This is a genomic window from Pseudomonas sp. GW821-FHT12A04 (assembly GCF_058807755.1).
In genome coordinates, this window is record NZ_JBXAQZ010000009.1 from 1 (window position 1) to 15,286 (window position 15,286).

Sequence of the window (15,286 nt, forward strand, 5' to 3'; positions counted from 1 at the left end):
TGTCCCCTTCGTCTAGTGGCCTAGGACACCGCCCTTTCACGGCGGTAACAGGGGTTCGAGTCCCCTAGGGGACGCCATTTGCGGGAATAGCTCAGTTGGTAGAGCACGACCTTGCCAAGGTCGGGGTCGCGAGTTCGAGTCTCGTTTCCCGCTCCATATTTAACGAAAACGCCGCTCATTGAGCGGCGTTTTTGTGTGCGCGTAAAAAACCGGATCAACTGCTGAGGGTTTGTACCAGGCTTTCGAGCGCTTCAGTGGTTTTGTCATCCTGCACCGGTTGCGTAGCGGCAGCTGCTTTGAGTTGGCGTGCCAGGCGGTATTCGCTGGGCGTGCAGTTGGCGAACTGCTTGAAGGCACGGGCGAAGTAGGAAGGATCCTTGAAGCCGGCCTCATAGCCGATGCTGGTAATCGGCATCTGGCTGTTGTCGAGCAGATCCTTGGCGAAGTTCATGCGCTTGTCCAGGATGTAATCCGTGAAGCCAAGCCCATTGGCTTCCTTGAACAGGCGGCTGAAGCGAAATGTCGTCATGCCGCAGCGTTGCGCCAATTCCCTCTGATCGATGCTGTCACGAAAGTGCTGTTCGATGTACAGCATGACATTGCTCAGCGCCTGGTGTTTTTGGTGTCCTGAGGTCCGACGGATGCTGTCCGGCAGGGTAGGGGAGTGGTCGATCTGCGATGACTTGCCCCGGCCGTTGGCATTTCGGCGCAGCTCGCAGAGCTGCACCACCGCCGTCAGGTAACGATTCTTCTCGGTGGTCGAGAGCGGGAGCACCATGTATTCCCAGACGCTGGAGCGCATGGCCCATACAGCCAGTTCCTCCGAGTGCTGCACGGTGAACATGGTGATCGGGATGCTGGGGGTGGTGCGTTTGATCTCCAGCAACAGTCGCAAGCCTGGCGTGTCGGGGCGATCAAAATGGACGCAGATCATGTCTGCCGGTTCCCCGATGGGCAACACGGAGTTTTTCGCCAGTTTGCAGTCGCAGGTACCCTCGAACTGCGCGACGAGTTCTTTCGTGGACCGATCATGAGTCAGATCGAACCACAGGAGCGATGGCCTTTTGGTCAAGTTGGACGTCATGTCTCTACTCTGGGGTTCTTGGTGACTCACTTCGCTAGTATTGCCAATGTGCTATCACCTTGCAGATTTAATCCCGATAGGAAAGACGGTTTTTAGTTCTATTCGCTCTATGGGTTGCCTGGAAGGCAGCCCGAGCGAGTGTTTGTTGGTGTGTTTTCGACAAACCGGGTTTAACCGCTTGTCGCTTGTGAATCAATGACAATTGCCTTTGGTTTTCAACGCCTTGTTTACCCCTCCCGTTACTTCTGTAAAGACCAATGTCCCATATTTGGCCGCCCCGCAAAAAAGTCCTAACGATGTGCAAAATCTTCCTAACGCCAATGCCTGCACCCTGACTACTGTTGCACTCAGGCAGCGCAGAACGTACTGCCTCAGAAAAAACAACATTCGAGTGAGGTGGGCAAAATGATCATGCAAACAATCAAGGCTTCGGTAGTGAAGTTCATCAATGACGAAGATGGTCTGACCGTTGTGGAGTACGCGGTAGCCGGCGGGTTGGTTACGGCGCTTGTCGTCGCAATATTTACCACTCTTGGAACAGCGGTTCAGACCAAAATGCAGACACTCTGCACCGCGCTTAATAATAACGTCGCTTGCTGATAGTTCCCGCTGGGTGACGCGTCGATGTTTATGGGACAGCCGGTTGCCGCTATTTCTAATAGGGCGCCGGCAACTTTCTTCATGGACATCGCGTTGTCCCTTTCAATTTGCGTAGAGAGCGCAAATCACTGCGCTGTTAAAGGCCGCCAATAGCAATGTTGCGTGCTAACGATTAATACCCGCAGGGAGACATGCCATGTCCACGGAACTGGTATCGATGGTTTTACTGATAGGGCTTTTGGGCGTGGCGGTGGTTAGCGATCTGCTTCACCACCGTATTCCCAACATGCTGGTCCTGTTGGGCCTTGCCCTGGGCTTGGCCGGTCAGACTTACTCAGGCGGTGTCGGCGGATTGGGTGACAGCCTGCTGGGCATCCTGATCTGTTTTGCGCTGTTTCTGCCGATGTACGCCTTCGGTGGCATGGCTGCCGGTGACGTCAAGTTGATGGCAATGGTCGGCAGTTTTCTACCGTTCCAATACGCATTGTGGGCTGCAATGTTCAGCCTGGTAGCTGGCGGCGTATGCGGTTTATTGATCGTGCTGGTTCGCGGTCAATTGCGTCAGACCTTTGGGCGCTATTGGCTGATTCTTAGGGCGCAGGCTTATCTGGCGCCAACTTCGGATGAAGTAGCCGGCAAGCCTTTCCCATATTCGATTGCAATATTGATCGGCACTTTGAGCAGCGTCTACGGGCAAGTTGCCGGTGGATTCGGAGGTTAGACATGCACGTCATCGTCGATAGTGATGCCTACCCCAGTGATCGGGGAGCGGTGCAACGGCTGGCTCCTCAGCCCTGCACTATCCGCGAAACTGGCCTGACGGACAGTTTTCTCGGCGAGTTGGTGTGCAAGCATTTGTTTGATGCCGGTGTGCTGGACATGTCGCGGCTGGTGGACCGCCTGGCGCTGACCGGCGCGGTACTTGAAGAGGTCCTGGCGTTTCTGCGCAAGGATGGCCGTGTCGAAGTACTCGGCCAGGTGAGTCAAACGGGCGGCCAGATGTTGCGATATGGCCTGACCGAGCGCGGTCGCAGTGTCGCCCGCGATGCCCTGTCGCGCAGTGGCTATATCGGTGCGGCACCCTTCCCGGTGAGTACCTACCGGTCCCTGATCAAGCTACAGACCATTCACCATGGTCGCATCAACGCCAACGATATGCGCAATGCCTTGGCAGGCGTAGTGCTCACGGAGGAGATGCTCGATCAGTTGGGTGTGGCGATGAACTCCGGGCGCGCGATCATGATTTATGGCCCCGCGGGTACCGGCAAGACTTATGTCAGCAGTCGGCTGATCCGTCTGTTCGCCGAGGCCATCTGGGTCCCCCATGCCATCGTCATCAACGAGTCGGTGATCGAGATCTATGACCCGCAAGTGCATCAGCGCCTCGATGACAACGCTCAACAGAACACCCTGATGCTCAACGAAGGGATCGACCGTCGACTGCTGTGCTGCAAACGCCCGATCGTCATCACGGGCGGTGAGTTGAGCATGGAACAGCTGGACGTTCGTTATGACCCTTTCACCCGTCAATACCAGGCTGCCCTGCAGCTCAAGGCCAGCAATGGCCTGTTCATCATCGACGACATGGGGCGCCAGCGCATGGCACCCGCCGAGCTGTTGAATCGCTGGATTGTCCCGATGGAAGAGAAGCGCGATTTCCTCAACCTGGGTGGTGGTCGGCATTGCGAGTTGCCATTCGATCTGATTCTGGTGTTTTCCACCAACCTCAATCCCCTGGAGCTGGCCGATGAGGCCTTCCTTCGCCGGATTGGCTACAAGCTGCAATTCGGTTACCTGAAGCCCGAGGAGTACGAAAAGATCTGGCGTATGGAAAGCGAGCGTCTGGGTATTTCCTATGACCCGCTGTTGGTGCGTTATGTGCTGCAAAGGCTTTATGCAAGTGAAGGCATGCCCCTGGTGCCCTGCCATCCCCGAGACCTCCTGAACATGGCGCTCGATCGCCAGCGTTATATCGGCGGTTCCGGACCACTGTCACCGAAAGAGTTGGAATGGGCCTGGCACAACTACTTCGTCCAGCTCAACTTTCTTTGATGCGGAGATACTGACATGAGCTCTCGTACGCTTACCCTGATAGGCGCTTCACTGGTCATGGGCCTTGGGGCTGCATGGATGGCCGACTCCTGGCTGAGCGCGCGGCTCAATGCCAGCCCGGATGACCACTTTCGAAGTGTGGTGGTCGCCACGGTAGAGATTCCATTCGGGCAGATGGTCGAGGCCCAGCAGGTCACGACCGTACGCATGCCCATGGATACGATCCCGGACGACGCCTTCGATGCCAGCGAAAAAGCCGTGGGCAAGATCGCAACGTTCGACATTCTGCGGGGCGACATCGTGCGCGGTGCGCGTCTGAGCGAGCACCTGGGGGGCAGCACCCTGGCCTCTTTGATTGCTCCTGACAAACGCGCCATATCGGTACGTGTGGACGATGTGGTCGGCGTGGGCGGATTCCTGTTGCCGGGTAACCGGGTCGATGTACTGGCGACCAAAACCACCAATGCCGGCGGTAACAGCGCCACGTCCAGGACCATCCTCGAGAACCTGCGGGTGTTGGCGGTGGATCAGACAGCGGGTACCGACAAGACCCAACCGGTCGTGGTGCGCGCAGTGACTCTGGAGATGTCGACCGCCGAGGCTGAAACCCTGGTCACGGCGCAAACGGAAGGGAAGTTGCAATTGACCTTGCGCAACCCGCTGAACGCCGAGAAACAAATCGCGACCGTTGCGCCTGCCGCACCGGTCATGGCGGTGGCTACCGCCACAGAGCCAAGACGCGTGGTGCCGCGTGGTAATGGTGAGAGTGGCAGAGCCGTCACCGTTATCCGCGGGACCGAAGCCAAAGTGGTCAACATTCGCTGACGGTGTGCAACAGGTGCCTGGGCACCAGGTTATTGGCGGAGCCGATCCGGATCCGTATCGGCAATCGAGGGCTTGATGATGAATCTTCGTATTCAGCGGCCGTTCATTTCGACGCCAAGGCGCCAGGAAGGATCGGTGAGTGCATTGATGGTGATCGCGTTGGCGGCGATGGCCATGATGGCGGCGTTGGCTCTGGACGGCGGGCATATGATGCTGAACAAAACGCGTCTGCAGAATGCGGTGGACGCCGCCGCCCTGAGTGGCGCCAAAACCCTGAGTCAGGTGGAGGGGGGCGTCAACAGTGTCAGCGCGGCCACCGCGACGCGTACCGCCGCGCTCAATACGCTGACACAAAATGCCAATGCTACAGGCAACAACGAATTGGCCACGGCGGTCGGCGGCAATGCAGGCGCATTTGCAGTGGTGGAGCTGGCAAGCAGCGTCTATGGCCCGTTCTCCTATCCCGGGCCAACGGATGCCAAGTACGTTCGGGTATCGGTAGCGAGCTATAACCTGACGGGATTTTTCTGGAGCTTCGCCCAGTCATTAGGCGCCCTGGGGAACAAGGCGGTGGCGGCGATCGCCACCGCGGGACCCAGCCCTACCAGCCCCTGCGATCTCGCGCCTTTGATGGTCTGTGGCGACCCGGCTCAATACAACCCGGGCGCCGGTATGTTCTGGGGCTTCCAGTTTGGTGATCTGAAGGTATTGAAGACGGCTTCCGGCAATCAGTCGCCCATTGGTCCAGGCAACTTTCAGTTGCTCGATTTTGGCTCGGGCGGCAATGCGGTCAGGGAGGAGATGGCCGGAGGCGGCCAGGTCTGCCGCAATGTGGGAGACAACGTCACGACCGAACCTGGCAACAAGGTCGGCCCTGCGTCTCAAGGCCTGAATACGCGCTTCGGCATTTACAACGGTCCGGTCAGTGCCTCGGCCTATCCGCCGGACCTGGTGACCACGTCCAGTAATCCCGCAATCACTGACGACGGCACAGGCCCTAAGTACCAGGGGCAAACCATTACCTCGAGCAATGGCAATCTCACGGCGGGCGGCAACTCGATACTGGACTACAACGACTGGCGTGCGAGCGTTGCTGCGTGTGTGGCTGGGGGCAGTGGCTGTCAGAGCAATGGGGTGTTCGAGCGCCGGATGCTGAAAATCGTGGTGGGCAACTGCGCCGGGAAAAATAATGGTTCAACCTCAATCCCCGTCCTCGGTTTTGGCTGTTATTTCGTGGTGCAGCCCATGAATGGCGGCGGCGGGGAAGCGGAGATCTTCGGCCAGTTCGTGAAGGAGTGCGAAGGCGACAACGTGGCCGGCCCTTCGCCGTCCACCGATTCCGGCCCGCAGATCATTCAGCTCTACAAAACCTATCTCAACGGCAGCGGCACTCCGAGCACTGACTCGTAGGGGGCGTCATGAGACTTCATGGATTTAAACATCGGCAGTGCCAGCAAGGCCTGGCCTTGGTGGAATTCACCCTGGTCCTGCCGGTGTTGCTGTTGATGTTACTGGCCTTCGGTGAGTTCGGCCGCATGTTCTATCAGTACAACTTGTTGCTGCAGGCCAGTCGCGATGCCGACCGTTTCGTCGCCAGCCAGGCCTGGAACTCGACGCTGGGTGCGGTCGCTCTGAGCAGTACGCTACTGACCCAGACGAAAAACGTTGCGGTGTATGGCGTGCCGGCCAACACCGGGACCGCTGTGGTGTCAGGGTTGACGACTGGCAACGTGGTCGTTGCCGCGGTGGGCACCGACCATGTTCGGGTCACCATCACTTACACGTTTTGCCCGGTGATTGGCGCTGGCAATTGCGCCGGAGCGCTTCCCGGTTTTTTTGGTAATCAGATTGCACTGGGCATTCCGCTGGTCGCCACTACCGTGATGAGGGCACTGTGATGAATCGCAAACACATGCGCGGCACCTATGTGGTGGAGTTCGCCGTCATTGGTCTGTTGGTGTTCACGCTGTTGTTCGGCGTAGTGGAAATGGGCCGCCTGTACCTCACGGTCAATGCGCTGGATGAAGCCGTACGGCGTGGTACGCGCCTGGCGGCGGTATGCAATATCAGCGATCCGGTGGTGTTGCGGCGGGCGATCTTCAATGCCGCGGGCAATGCAGGTAATAGCCAGCTGATCGGCGATCTGGCCACCACTCACCTGACGTTGACCTACCTGGATGTAAACGGTGCACAGGTGGCCAACCCCGCTGATCTGGTCAGCGTCAATGGTTTTCGTGCAATCCGCTATGTCCGGTTGAGCCTGCAAAACTTCGTTTTCAATCTGTTCATTCCCGGGTTCGGCGTGCCCATTACCTTGCCTACATTCAGGGCAACGTTGCCACGCGAAAGCCTCGGGCGTCATTCCGATTCCGGGGAGATCACGCCATGCTGAATACCAAGGACACCCCACTCGCCAGTTCTACCGGCAAAGCCGGGCTCAGGTTGCTGATCAGCAGCCGTGATGCCACGTCGTTGCGCGACCTGCAAGGCGTCTGCCAACGCATGCCCAGCCTGGAGGTGAGTACTCGGCTGGTGAGCAATGGGCATGTCGACCCGCTCTACGGCCTGGACCGGATGCCCGATCTGTTGCTGTTGCGCGTCAGCCACCTGTGGCGCGAGGAGCTGGCGGCACTGTTGCAGCGCCCGGCCCATGAGCGCCCACCGATGTTGGTGTGCGGTCTGCTGAGCGAACAGGAAGGCATGCGCCTGGCGATGCAGGCCGGCGCCCGTGACGTGCTGCCGGAGCCCGTCGCCGAGACGGAACTGGTCGCCGCCTTGAATCGGCTGGTCATGGAGGTTCGAACCGGCAGCGGGACAGTAGGGAAATTGCTCGCCGTGATCAGCGCCAAGGGCGGATCCGGCGGCACCATGCTGGCCTGCAACCTGGCCCAGCAGCTCAGTATGAAGGGTGGCTGTACCCTGTTGCTGGACATGGACCTGCAATTTGGCAGCGTGACGCATTACCTGGATGTGGCGCAGTCGCACAGTCATCTGGAGGTGTTGCACCAGATCGACGGCATGGACAGCGTCGCGTTACGCGGTTTTTGCAGCCACTTCAGCCCGACCTTGCATGTGCTGGGTGGGCGGGCCGGCGAGCTGTGCCTGCCGCAGGATGCCCAGCCCGAGCAACTTGATACCTTGTTGCAATTGGCCCGCGCCAGCTATGACTGGGTAGTGATCGATCTGCCGCGGCAAATCGACCACCTCACCGGCTCCGTGCTGGAACAGGTGGATCGGGTGTACGTGGTGGTGCAGCAGAGCGTCAGCCATTTGCGCGATGCCAGCTCTCTGGTGCGGATTCTTCGCGAAGACTTGGGTGTGCGTGGAGATCAGTTGCAGATAGTGGTCAACCGCTATGACAAGACGGCAGCGGTCAGCCTCAAGGATATCGGCGAGGCGCTGCGCAGCACGAACCTGTCGAAATTACCCAACGACTTCAACCTGGTCAGCCAGAGTCAGAACACTGGCGTGCCGTTGGAGCTGCATGCGCCGAAGGCGGCGATCACCGTTGCCCTGCGCAACGTGGCCGACGACTTGGTCGGCAACCAGATGGCTGGAAAAAAAGGTGTGTTCAAACGCGCCTTCAACCGTTTTTTCGGGGGGTGACCCATGATCAGCGACTTTCGTAACCGCTTGCGCAAACAGTCCGCTAAACCCGCCTCATCGCCGGCTAGCCAGCCGGGTGACGACCTGCCGGATCCGGCTGAGGAAATAATGGCGTGGGAGCGTGCAACGCCGGACGTTCTTTACGAAACCAGAAGTCAGGTCACCCCGGTGGAAGCCGAGTGGCGAGAAAAGATCTACCAGCAGTTGCTCAAGGTCATGGACCTGTCCTTGCTGGACACCCTTGAACAGGCTGAGGCCGCACGGCAGATTCGCGATATTTGCCAGCGCCTGCTCGATGAGCATTCGGCACCGGTGAGTACTTCCAGCCGCCAATTGATCATCAAGCAGATCACCGACGAGGTGCTCGGCCTTGGCCCTCTGGAACCCTTGCTGGCTGACCACAGCGTGTCCGACATTCTGGTCAACGGTCATGCCTCGGTCTATGTCGAGCGCTTCGGCAAACTGCAACGCACCGATGTACGCTTTCGCGATGATCAGCATTTACTGAACATCATCGACCGCATCGTCTCCAGCCTGGGCCGGCGTATCGATGAGTCGTCGCCCTTGGTGGACGCCCGGCTCAAGGACGGTTCGCGGGTCAACGCGATTATCCCGCCGCTGGCCATCGACGGTCCGAGCATATCGATCCGGCGCTTTGCGGTGGACCTGCTCAATACCGACAGCCTGATCCAGGTGGGGACGTTAACCCCGGCCATTGCCCTGCTGCTCAAGGCGATTGTCCGTGGGCGCTTGAACGTGCTGATTTCCGGTGGTACCGGCAGCGGCAAGACCACCATGCTCAATGTGCTGTCCAGTTTCATTCCGCACAACGAGCGCATCGTCACCATCGAAGACTCGGCCGAATTGCAACTGCAGCAGCCCCACGTGGTGCGCCTGGAAACCCGGCCTTCGAACATCGAGGGGCGTGGCGAGGTGAGTCAGCGGGAGTTGGTGCGCAACAGCCTGCGGATGCGTCCGGACCGTATTGTGATCGGCGAAGTGCGCGGCACCGAGGCGCTGGACATGCTGACAGCCATGAACACCGGCCACGATGGCTCGTTGACCACGATCCATGCCAACACCGCGCGCGATGCGTTGGGGCGGGTCGAGAATATGGTGTCGATGACCGGGGCGACCTTCCCGATCAAGGCCATGCGTCAGCAGATCGCTTCGGCCATCGATGTGGTGATCCAGCTGGAACGCCAGGAGGACGGCAAGCGCCGCCTGGTCAGCGTGCAGGAGATCAACGGCATGGAAGGGGAGATCATCACCATGACCGAAATTTTCTCCTTCGCGCGCCATGGCATGGGTGAAAATGGCGAAGTGCTGGGTGATTATCGGCCCAGCGGCATGATCCCCGCCTTTCGCGATGTGCTGGCCAAGCGCGGCATCGAGTTGCCGCTGACGATGTTCAGGCCTGAGTGGATGGAGGCTCGGCAGCCATGAACCAGATTCCCGGTGAATTCATTTTGATGTTCCTCGGCATGGTGTTTATCGCCGTCTTCCTCCTGTCCCAGGGGGTGGCGGTGCCGGTATTCGGCGAGGCCGGCAAGATGCGCAAGCGCATCCGCGGTCGCCTGCACGTACTGGAGAAAGCCAATAATTTGCCCAACATGCAAACGGTATTGAGGCAGAAGTACTTGACGCGTTTGTCGCCACTGGAGGCCATGCTTGAGCAGTTGCCTTTTATGGAAACACTGACGCAAATGATCGAGCAGTCCGGGCACGAGTACCGGGCCTATCGGGTATTGCTGCTCGGGCTGGTGCTGGGTGTCTGGGCGGGTATTTTGATCTGGATGGTCTCGTCAGTCTGGTGGATGGCGCTGGTGGTGGGGGTGGCGGTCTTCTGGTTACCCATACTGAAAATCTCTCGTGACCGTGGCAAGCGTTTCGCTGCGTTCGAGGAAGGCCTGCCGGACGCGCTGGATGCCATGTGCCGCGCCTTGCGCGCTGGGCACCCATTCAACGAAACCCTGCGTCTGGTGGGCGAGGAGCACAAGGGGCCGGTGGCTCATGAGTTTGGCCTGACTTTCTCCGATATCAACTATGGCAACGATGTACGCCGGGCCATGCTCGGCTTGCTGGAGAGGATGCCGAGCATGACGGTGATGATGCTGGTGACCTCGATCCTCATCCATCGCGAGACCGGCGGTAATCTGACAGAAGTGCTGGAACGTCTGAGTCGGCTGATCCGCGGGCGCTTCCGCTTTCAGCGCAAAGTCAAAACCCTGTCGGCGGAAGGGCGCATGTCGGCCTGGGTGCTGGTGGCGATTCCCTTCGTGCTGGCGATCGCGATCATACTCACCACCCCCAGTTACATGCCTGTGCTGATCAATGATCCCATGGGCCGCAAGCTGATCATCGGGGCGTTCTGCGCCATGTTGATCGGGATTTTCTGGATACGCAAAATCATCCGGATTCAGGTTTAAGCGCTATTCGCTACCGAGAGGTACAGTTCATGGACTTTTTACTCGGGTTGTTCAGTCGGGTCACGGCAAACGAGGAGATGGCGCGTCTGTTGTTCCTCGCCGTGATCGGTTTGAGTACGGTGCTTGCGGTTGTCGCCGTGATCTTGCTGATGATGGGGCTTCAGGATCCGGTGCAGCGTCGTCTGGCGCTGATCAAGCGTGGTCATTTAGGCAACACGACCGGACAGGACGCTCCAGGTAACCTGCAACTGTTGCTTGAGCGGGTCGGCCAGCGCTTTGCCTCAGCCGAATCGGCTCAGACGTCCGTCACCCAGACCCTGTTGATGCATGCGGGATACCGCTCCTCGTCGGCGGTGCAGATGTACTGGGCGGTACGCTTGATGTTGCCGCTGTTGTTGTTCGGTATTGCGTTGCTGCTGTTGCCGATGATTCCCAAGGTTTCCCTGGTCATGGGGCTACTGTTGGTGGTCTTGGTGACCGGTATCGGATGGCTGGTGCCAGCGCTGTATGTCGCCAAGCGCAAGCAGTTGCGACAAGGTCGGCTGCGTGCTGCGTTTCCGGATGCGCTGGATCTGATGGTGGTGTGCGTGGAGTCAGGCCTGGCCCTGCCCACGACGATCGAACGGGTGGCTGAGGAGATGTCGGTCAGTCAGGTCGAACTGGCTGAAGAACTGGCCCTGGTCAATGCGCAAATCCGTGCGGGCATTTCCAGTACCGAGGCGCTCAAGCAACTGGCCTTACGCACTGGCCTGGATGACGTGCAAGGGTTGGTCAGTCTGTTGGCACAAAGTATTCGCTTCGGTACCAGCGTGGCCGACACCTTGCGCATCTATGCTGATGAGTTTCGCGACCGGCGTACGCAGGCCGCCGAAGAGATGGGGGCGAAAATCGGTACCAAGCTGGTATTTCCGCTGATTTTCTGTCTATGGCCGAGCTTCTTTCTGGTCGCTATCGGCCCCGCCATGATCGGAGTACTCAAAGCATTCGGGTGAGGTAAAACGGCCGGAGCCTGTCGAGCGCGATGGCCTTGTCACCCAAGCCTGATCTGAACTTGATCTACACATCTCCCGCAGGCTGCGATCTTTTGATTTTTCTGGCAGGCAATTCGTTGCCTGGGCCTTTAATTCAGAAGATCGCAGCCTGCGGCAGCTTCGGGAGTAATTTGATAAGGATTGGATAATGTGTAGATACCACTGCTTTCCTGCACACGACATCAAGCCCGGCTTTGCAGCCAGGCTACTCTGGACGACACCAGAGGCTGATCACCCATCGATAGGCCTCAGTTGCCGATGGTCATTTGTCCCGCTGAATCCTGGTCATAAAATTCCGGAATCGGGTAGTTGAAGCTATTGAGCCAGCGTTGCATGGCCAGGTCACGTTCGGTGGCCGAAGCGGTTTGCAGTTTAGGAGAGGCAACCACTCCGCGAATCTGCAGCTGCAACCACTGTTCGGTGCCTTGTTGATAAGGCGAAGAGGGGCCCGGCTCAATGGCCCAGGCAGTGGTTGACAGGCAAGCCGTGCACACGATCAACAGCCGTTTGGTATTCATCTCGACTCCTCGTACGTTCTACTTGTTCGCACTGGTAGAGGCATCGGCTACCTCAGCCTTGCGATTCCCCTCGGAAACCACCACTTTTTTGGCGGAGGCCTTGAGTTTTTCCGCGCGGGTTTGAGCCTCTACGACTTGCTTGGGGCTCAAGTCGGCGCGGGTCACGAGTTCGGCGGCCGCCTTCCAGTTATCCTGATAGATCAGCAACGTCACCATGTTGAGTGCCGCCAGTGTGTTTGCCTGCTTGAGCTCCATGGCGGTCATGAACTCAAAGCGTGCTTCGGGGATCCGTCGCTGATTGAGGTAGACGACCCCCAGGTCATTGCGCATCCTGTCGTCGGTGGGGGCCATCCTCACCGCACGCTCAAGGTGAGTGGCAGCGCTGGCGTTGTCATTTCTGGCGGCGGCCAACTGGCCCAGGCCATGTTCCCCTTCAGCCGCCAGACAGGTGCCGAGCAAGCCTTCGTACAACGGCTGCGCGTCGCCGCTACGCCCCATCAGGCGCAGTACCCGAGCCTTGCGCAGGCGAACCTGGACCAGGTTATCGGGCAATCCTTCCAGATTCGCCAGGCTGGCATACAAACGGCCTTCGTCGGCCATGTTGTCGGCCAGGTTCAGGGCCAGTTCTTGCTCCGAATCGGGCTTGGCACAGCTGGCCGGTCGCGAAGACAGACCATTGCTGGCACAACCTGCGAGCATTAATGTCGCCGCTATTGCAATGACTGCTTTCATCGAAGGTCCCCTGGCTGCAACACGTTGAACGCCTGGCCAATGGCAATAAGGCTGGCCCGGCAAGTGTTCAAAGTCACCGCTACGCGTGAGGGCGAGACAAGTCTGGTTCAGGCTCCGGTTCATTGCGAGAGCCCGCTGCGACTGTCGAAGTCGCCATTTTCCAGGAAAAACATGCGGTAGAAGTTCGGGTCGTAATTGCGCAGCTGTTCGCCAGGCAATGACGGTAGTTGTGCATTGGCAGCCAGTGGCTGGACCAGATGCGGGGTAACGATCATCAGCAGTTCGCGCTCTTCACGGTTGATGGTGTTGTCGCGGAAAAACGCGCCCAGAACCGGGATATCGCCCAGCCCCGGAAACTTGTTTACCTGGGAGTTGTTGCGGGAGCTGATCAGGCCGCTGATGACGAAGCTTTCGCCATCAGCCAGGGAGATGCTGGTATCGGTCCGGCGCACGTTCAGGGCCGGGACGACCGTACCGGCGATGCTCACGGCGTTGGTGAAATCCAGTTCACTGACTTCCGGCGCCACCTTCAGCGCGATACGGTTTTTCCCGACGATGGTCGGCGTCAGGGTCAGGCGGATACCGAATTCCTTGTACTCGATGGACACGTTATCGCTGCCTGAACTGGGCACCGGAATCGGTATTTCACCGCCGGCCAGGAAGCTCGCACTCTGCCCGCTGAGCGCTACCAGGCTTGGCCGCGCCAGGGTGTAGGCGAAGCCGCTGCCCTCCAGCGCATTGAGCGCCACCAGGGTACTGCCGGTAGCAAACGTGAGGTTGAAGTTGTCGTTGTTCACCGGTATTGACGGCGTGACAATGCCGCCGATGGTGGGCAAGGTTCTCGGCGAGCCGAACAGCCAGTTGCCACGGACGCCGAAAATCGAGGCGGAGGCTTCCTTGAGTTTGGTCCGGCTGACTTCAACGAAGCGGATATCGGTCTGCACCTGGCTCGGTAGCAACGGGTCGTCGGAGGGCACCGACGGCACACTGGTCAGCGCCGATGTGGCTCTACCCTTGACGAACACCATGCTTTGGCGCGGCGTTTTCGAACAGGCGGTCCAGACCATCAGGCTGGTGGTCCCCGGCGCAATGCCCGTGAGTATGAATGCGCTGCTGCCGCTGGGCTGCACGTCGGCGATTTTCGGGTCACCCACCGCCAGTTGCGTCACCGGAACGGGGCTGCGCAGTTCATTCTGCAGCCCCTGACCGACCTCGTACGTTGTCGGCCAATTGTCCAGTTGTGAACAATTGGCCGGCGCGGCCTGAGCCGCATCCACGCTGAGGCCCATCCAGAACAGGCCATGGATAATTCGCTTGAAAGCGGGCTCGGTACGAAAGCTCATTAAGGACATCCTCGCTGGATAGGCCATCTTCAGGCTGACTAAGTTGTCTCGGATCACTCACGGGGACCGGACTACCTCTCCCAATGCGCCAGACCACTTATCCACGGCCTTGGCGTTATTCCTTGCGTGCTACACATGAGCGGGCGCAATTCGCTGATCTGGCTGGATAGCGAGCGACCATTGCTGAAACGGTTTTCAGTGATCCGGTGACCTGGACTGCCTGTCGGAGCGATACTCGCGCCTATGGTTCGACCTGGTCCCCCCGGAAAGTCATCGGCAATGCAGGTACAGAGCCGGAAAACGCCTGCCAGGATCATGGTGAGGTAACTCCTTTTGCCAATCCGCTATCTGATCACTGAAGCTAACGTGAAAACTCGAGCCGTTATGACTTCTTGTAGTTTGAAGGTAGTTCAATCAAACCAAAGTGCCATGAGATAGAGAGAAAACTATTGGTGCAAAGGCTGGAGCTAGGCAGGCGGACGCTGCGGAAAAGGTCGCGGCACAGTGCGGTTGCCTGAAGTTGACGGGGTGCGCTGAAGGAAAAAAAAGGCCCGCATGCTCAAGCATGCGGGCCTTTGGCATCACTGATTGATGATCAGTGCTTGCTGTCCTGGTTCGACAGCGCCAGCAACTGCTTTTCCTGGTTCCAGTCGAAGGGCTCGTCGTTCTGTTCGGCTTCGAAGCGGCGCTCTTCCAGTGCCTGATACAGGTCGATTTCATCATCGGGCATGTAGTGCAGGCAGTCGCCGGCGAAATACCACAGCAGGTCGCGCGGGACCAGGTGAGCGATTTGCGGGTAGCGAGTGATGACCTGGCACAGGATGTCCTGGCCCAGGTACTGGCTTTCGATCGGGTCGACAGGCAGTAACGCAAGCAGTTCGTCGAAGCGCTCAAGGAACAAGGCATGACTTTCGTCGGGAACCTGCTCGGCCTCACCTACGGCGACCAGGATGCTGCGCAGGTGGTCGAGTAAAACGAGATGATCGGCAACGATGTTGGACACGAGATAAGTCCTCAAGAGCAAAACGGGCGCGGGAGTATAAAGCGCCCGCGCCCGTTTTTACAT

The 15,286-nt window shown here is 58.7% G+C and carries 16 protein-coding genes and 2 tRNA genes; 13 read left to right on the forward strand and 5 right to left on the reverse strand.

Translation table 11 applies throughout. The features are described from left to right. The first annotated feature begins 1 nt into the window (after position 1). Both AC1RS8_RS15135 and AC1RS8_RS15140 read left to right on the forward strand, forming a co-directional pair. Positions 2-77 (forward strand) — tRNA-Glu (locus AC1RS8_RS15135). A gap of 3 nt (positions 78-80) precedes the next feature. After that, positions 81-156 (forward strand) — tRNA-Gly (locus AC1RS8_RS15140). Positions 157-214: 58 nt separating this feature from the next. Here the strand turns inward: AC1RS8_RS15140 and AC1RS8_RS15145 are convergent. Beyond that, the gene (locus tag AC1RS8_RS15145; RefSeq protein ID WP_218494379.1) at positions 215-1,084 is read right to left on the reverse strand and encodes an AraC family transcriptional regulator; all 870 of its coding nucleotides are present in this window, start codon (positions 1,082-1,084) and stop codon (positions 215-217) included. 405 nt (positions 1,085-1,489) lie between these two features. Here AC1RS8_RS15145 and AC1RS8_RS15150 point away from each other — a divergent pair, with 405 nt between their 5' ends. From AC1RS8_RS15150 to AC1RS8_RS15200, 11 genes are all read left to right on the forward strand, one after another. Then, entirely contained in the window at positions 1,490-1,684 is a 195-nt protein-coding gene (locus AC1RS8_RS15150; RefSeq protein WP_218494380.1) for a Flp family type IVb pilin, read from the forward strand. Between the two features lie 196 nt (positions 1,685-1,880). Beyond that, positions 1,881-2,405 carry an A24 family peptidase gene (locus AC1RS8_RS15155; RefSeq protein ID WP_218494381.1) on the forward strand — a complete coding sequence of 175 codons (525 nt, stop codon included), beginning with the start codon at positions 1,881-1,883 and terminating at the stop codon, positions 2,403-2,405. A gap of 2 nt (positions 2,406-2,407) precedes the next feature. Continuing rightward, a complete protein-coding gene (locus AC1RS8_RS15160) occupies positions 2,408-3,736 on the forward strand; it encodes a DUF8689 domain-containing protein (protein ID WP_218494382.1) in 1,329 nt (442 codons plus the stop codon). Positions 3,737-3,751: 15 nt separating this feature from the next. After that, positions 3,752-4,561, forward strand: coding sequence for a Flp pilus assembly protein CpaB (gene cpaB, locus AC1RS8_RS15165; RefSeq protein WP_218494383.1), 810 nt, complete (start codon positions 3,752-3,754; stop codon positions 4,559-4,561). 75 nt (positions 4,562-4,636) lie between these two features. Continuing rightward, positions 4,637-5,971, forward strand: coding sequence for a Tad domain-containing protein (locus AC1RS8_RS15170; protein WP_489339071.1), 1,335 nt, complete (start codon positions 4,637-4,639; stop codon positions 5,969-5,971). 8 nt (positions 5,972-5,979) lie between these two features. Then, positions 5,980-6,459, forward strand: a complete 480-nt coding sequence (locus AC1RS8_RS15175) for a TadE/TadG family type IV pilus assembly protein (RefSeq protein ID WP_218494385.1) — start codon at positions 5,980-5,982, stop codon at positions 6,457-6,459. Then, entirely contained in the window at positions 6,459-6,953 is a 495-nt protein-coding gene (locus tag AC1RS8_RS15180; RefSeq protein ID WP_218494386.1) for a TadE/TadG family type IV pilus assembly protein, read from the forward strand. Before AC1RS8_RS15175 ends, AC1RS8_RS15180 begins: the two co-directional genes overlap by 1 nt. Beyond that, positions 6,947-8,167, forward strand: a complete 1,221-nt coding sequence (locus tag AC1RS8_RS15185) for an AAA family ATPase (RefSeq protein WP_218494387.1) — start codon at positions 6,947-6,949, stop codon at positions 8,165-8,167. Before AC1RS8_RS15180 ends, AC1RS8_RS15185 begins: the two co-directional genes overlap by 7 nt. A gap of 3 nt (positions 8,168-8,170) precedes the next feature. Continuing rightward, a complete protein-coding gene (locus tag AC1RS8_RS15190; RefSeq protein WP_218494388.1) occupies positions 8,171-9,613 on the forward strand; it encodes a TadA family conjugal transfer-associated ATPase in 1,443 nt (480 codons plus the stop codon). Then, positions 9,610-10,596, forward strand: a complete 987-nt coding sequence (locus tag AC1RS8_RS15195; RefSeq protein WP_218494389.1) for a type II secretion system F family protein — start codon at positions 9,610-9,612, stop codon at positions 10,594-10,596. The genes AC1RS8_RS15190 and AC1RS8_RS15195 overlap by 4 nt, the downstream gene beginning before the upstream one ends. Positions 10,597-10,625: 29 nt before the next feature. After that, on the forward strand, positions 10,626-11,588 hold the full coding sequence (locus AC1RS8_RS15200) for a type II secretion system F family protein (protein WP_218494390.1): 963 nt from the start codon (positions 10,626-10,628) through the stop codon (positions 11,586-11,588). 287 nt (positions 11,589-11,875) lie between these two features. On the opposite strand, the gene AC1RS8_RS15205 is transcribed toward AC1RS8_RS15200, so the two are convergent. The 4 genes from AC1RS8_RS15205 to AC1RS8_RS15220 all read right to left on the reverse strand — a co-directional run bounded on the left by AC1RS8_RS15205 (position 11,876) and on the right by AC1RS8_RS15220 (position 15,223). Continuing rightward, positions 11,876-12,145 carry a DUF3613 domain-containing protein gene (locus AC1RS8_RS15205; protein WP_489339070.1) on the reverse strand — a complete coding sequence of 90 codons (270 nt, stop codon included), beginning with the start codon at positions 12,143-12,145 and terminating at the stop codon, positions 11,876-11,878. Between the two features lie 18 nt (positions 12,146-12,163). Then, positions 12,164-12,877 carry a tetratricopeptide repeat protein gene (locus tag AC1RS8_RS15210; protein WP_489339069.1) on the reverse strand — a complete coding sequence of 238 codons (714 nt, stop codon included), beginning with the start codon at positions 12,875-12,877 and terminating at the stop codon, positions 12,164-12,166. A 119-nt stretch (positions 12,878-12,996) separates the two neighbouring features. Further along, complete coding sequence (locus tag AC1RS8_RS15215) at positions 12,997-14,220, reverse strand: type II and III secretion system protein family protein (RefSeq protein ID WP_218494393.1); 1,224 nt, start codon at positions 14,218-14,220, stop codon at positions 12,997-12,999. Between the two features lie 595 nt (positions 14,221-14,815). Further along, entirely contained in the window at positions 14,816-15,223 is a 408-nt protein-coding gene (locus tag AC1RS8_RS15220; protein ID WP_007972361.1) for a PA2817 family protein, read from the reverse strand. Between the last annotated feature and the right edge of the window lie 63 nt (positions 15,224-15,286).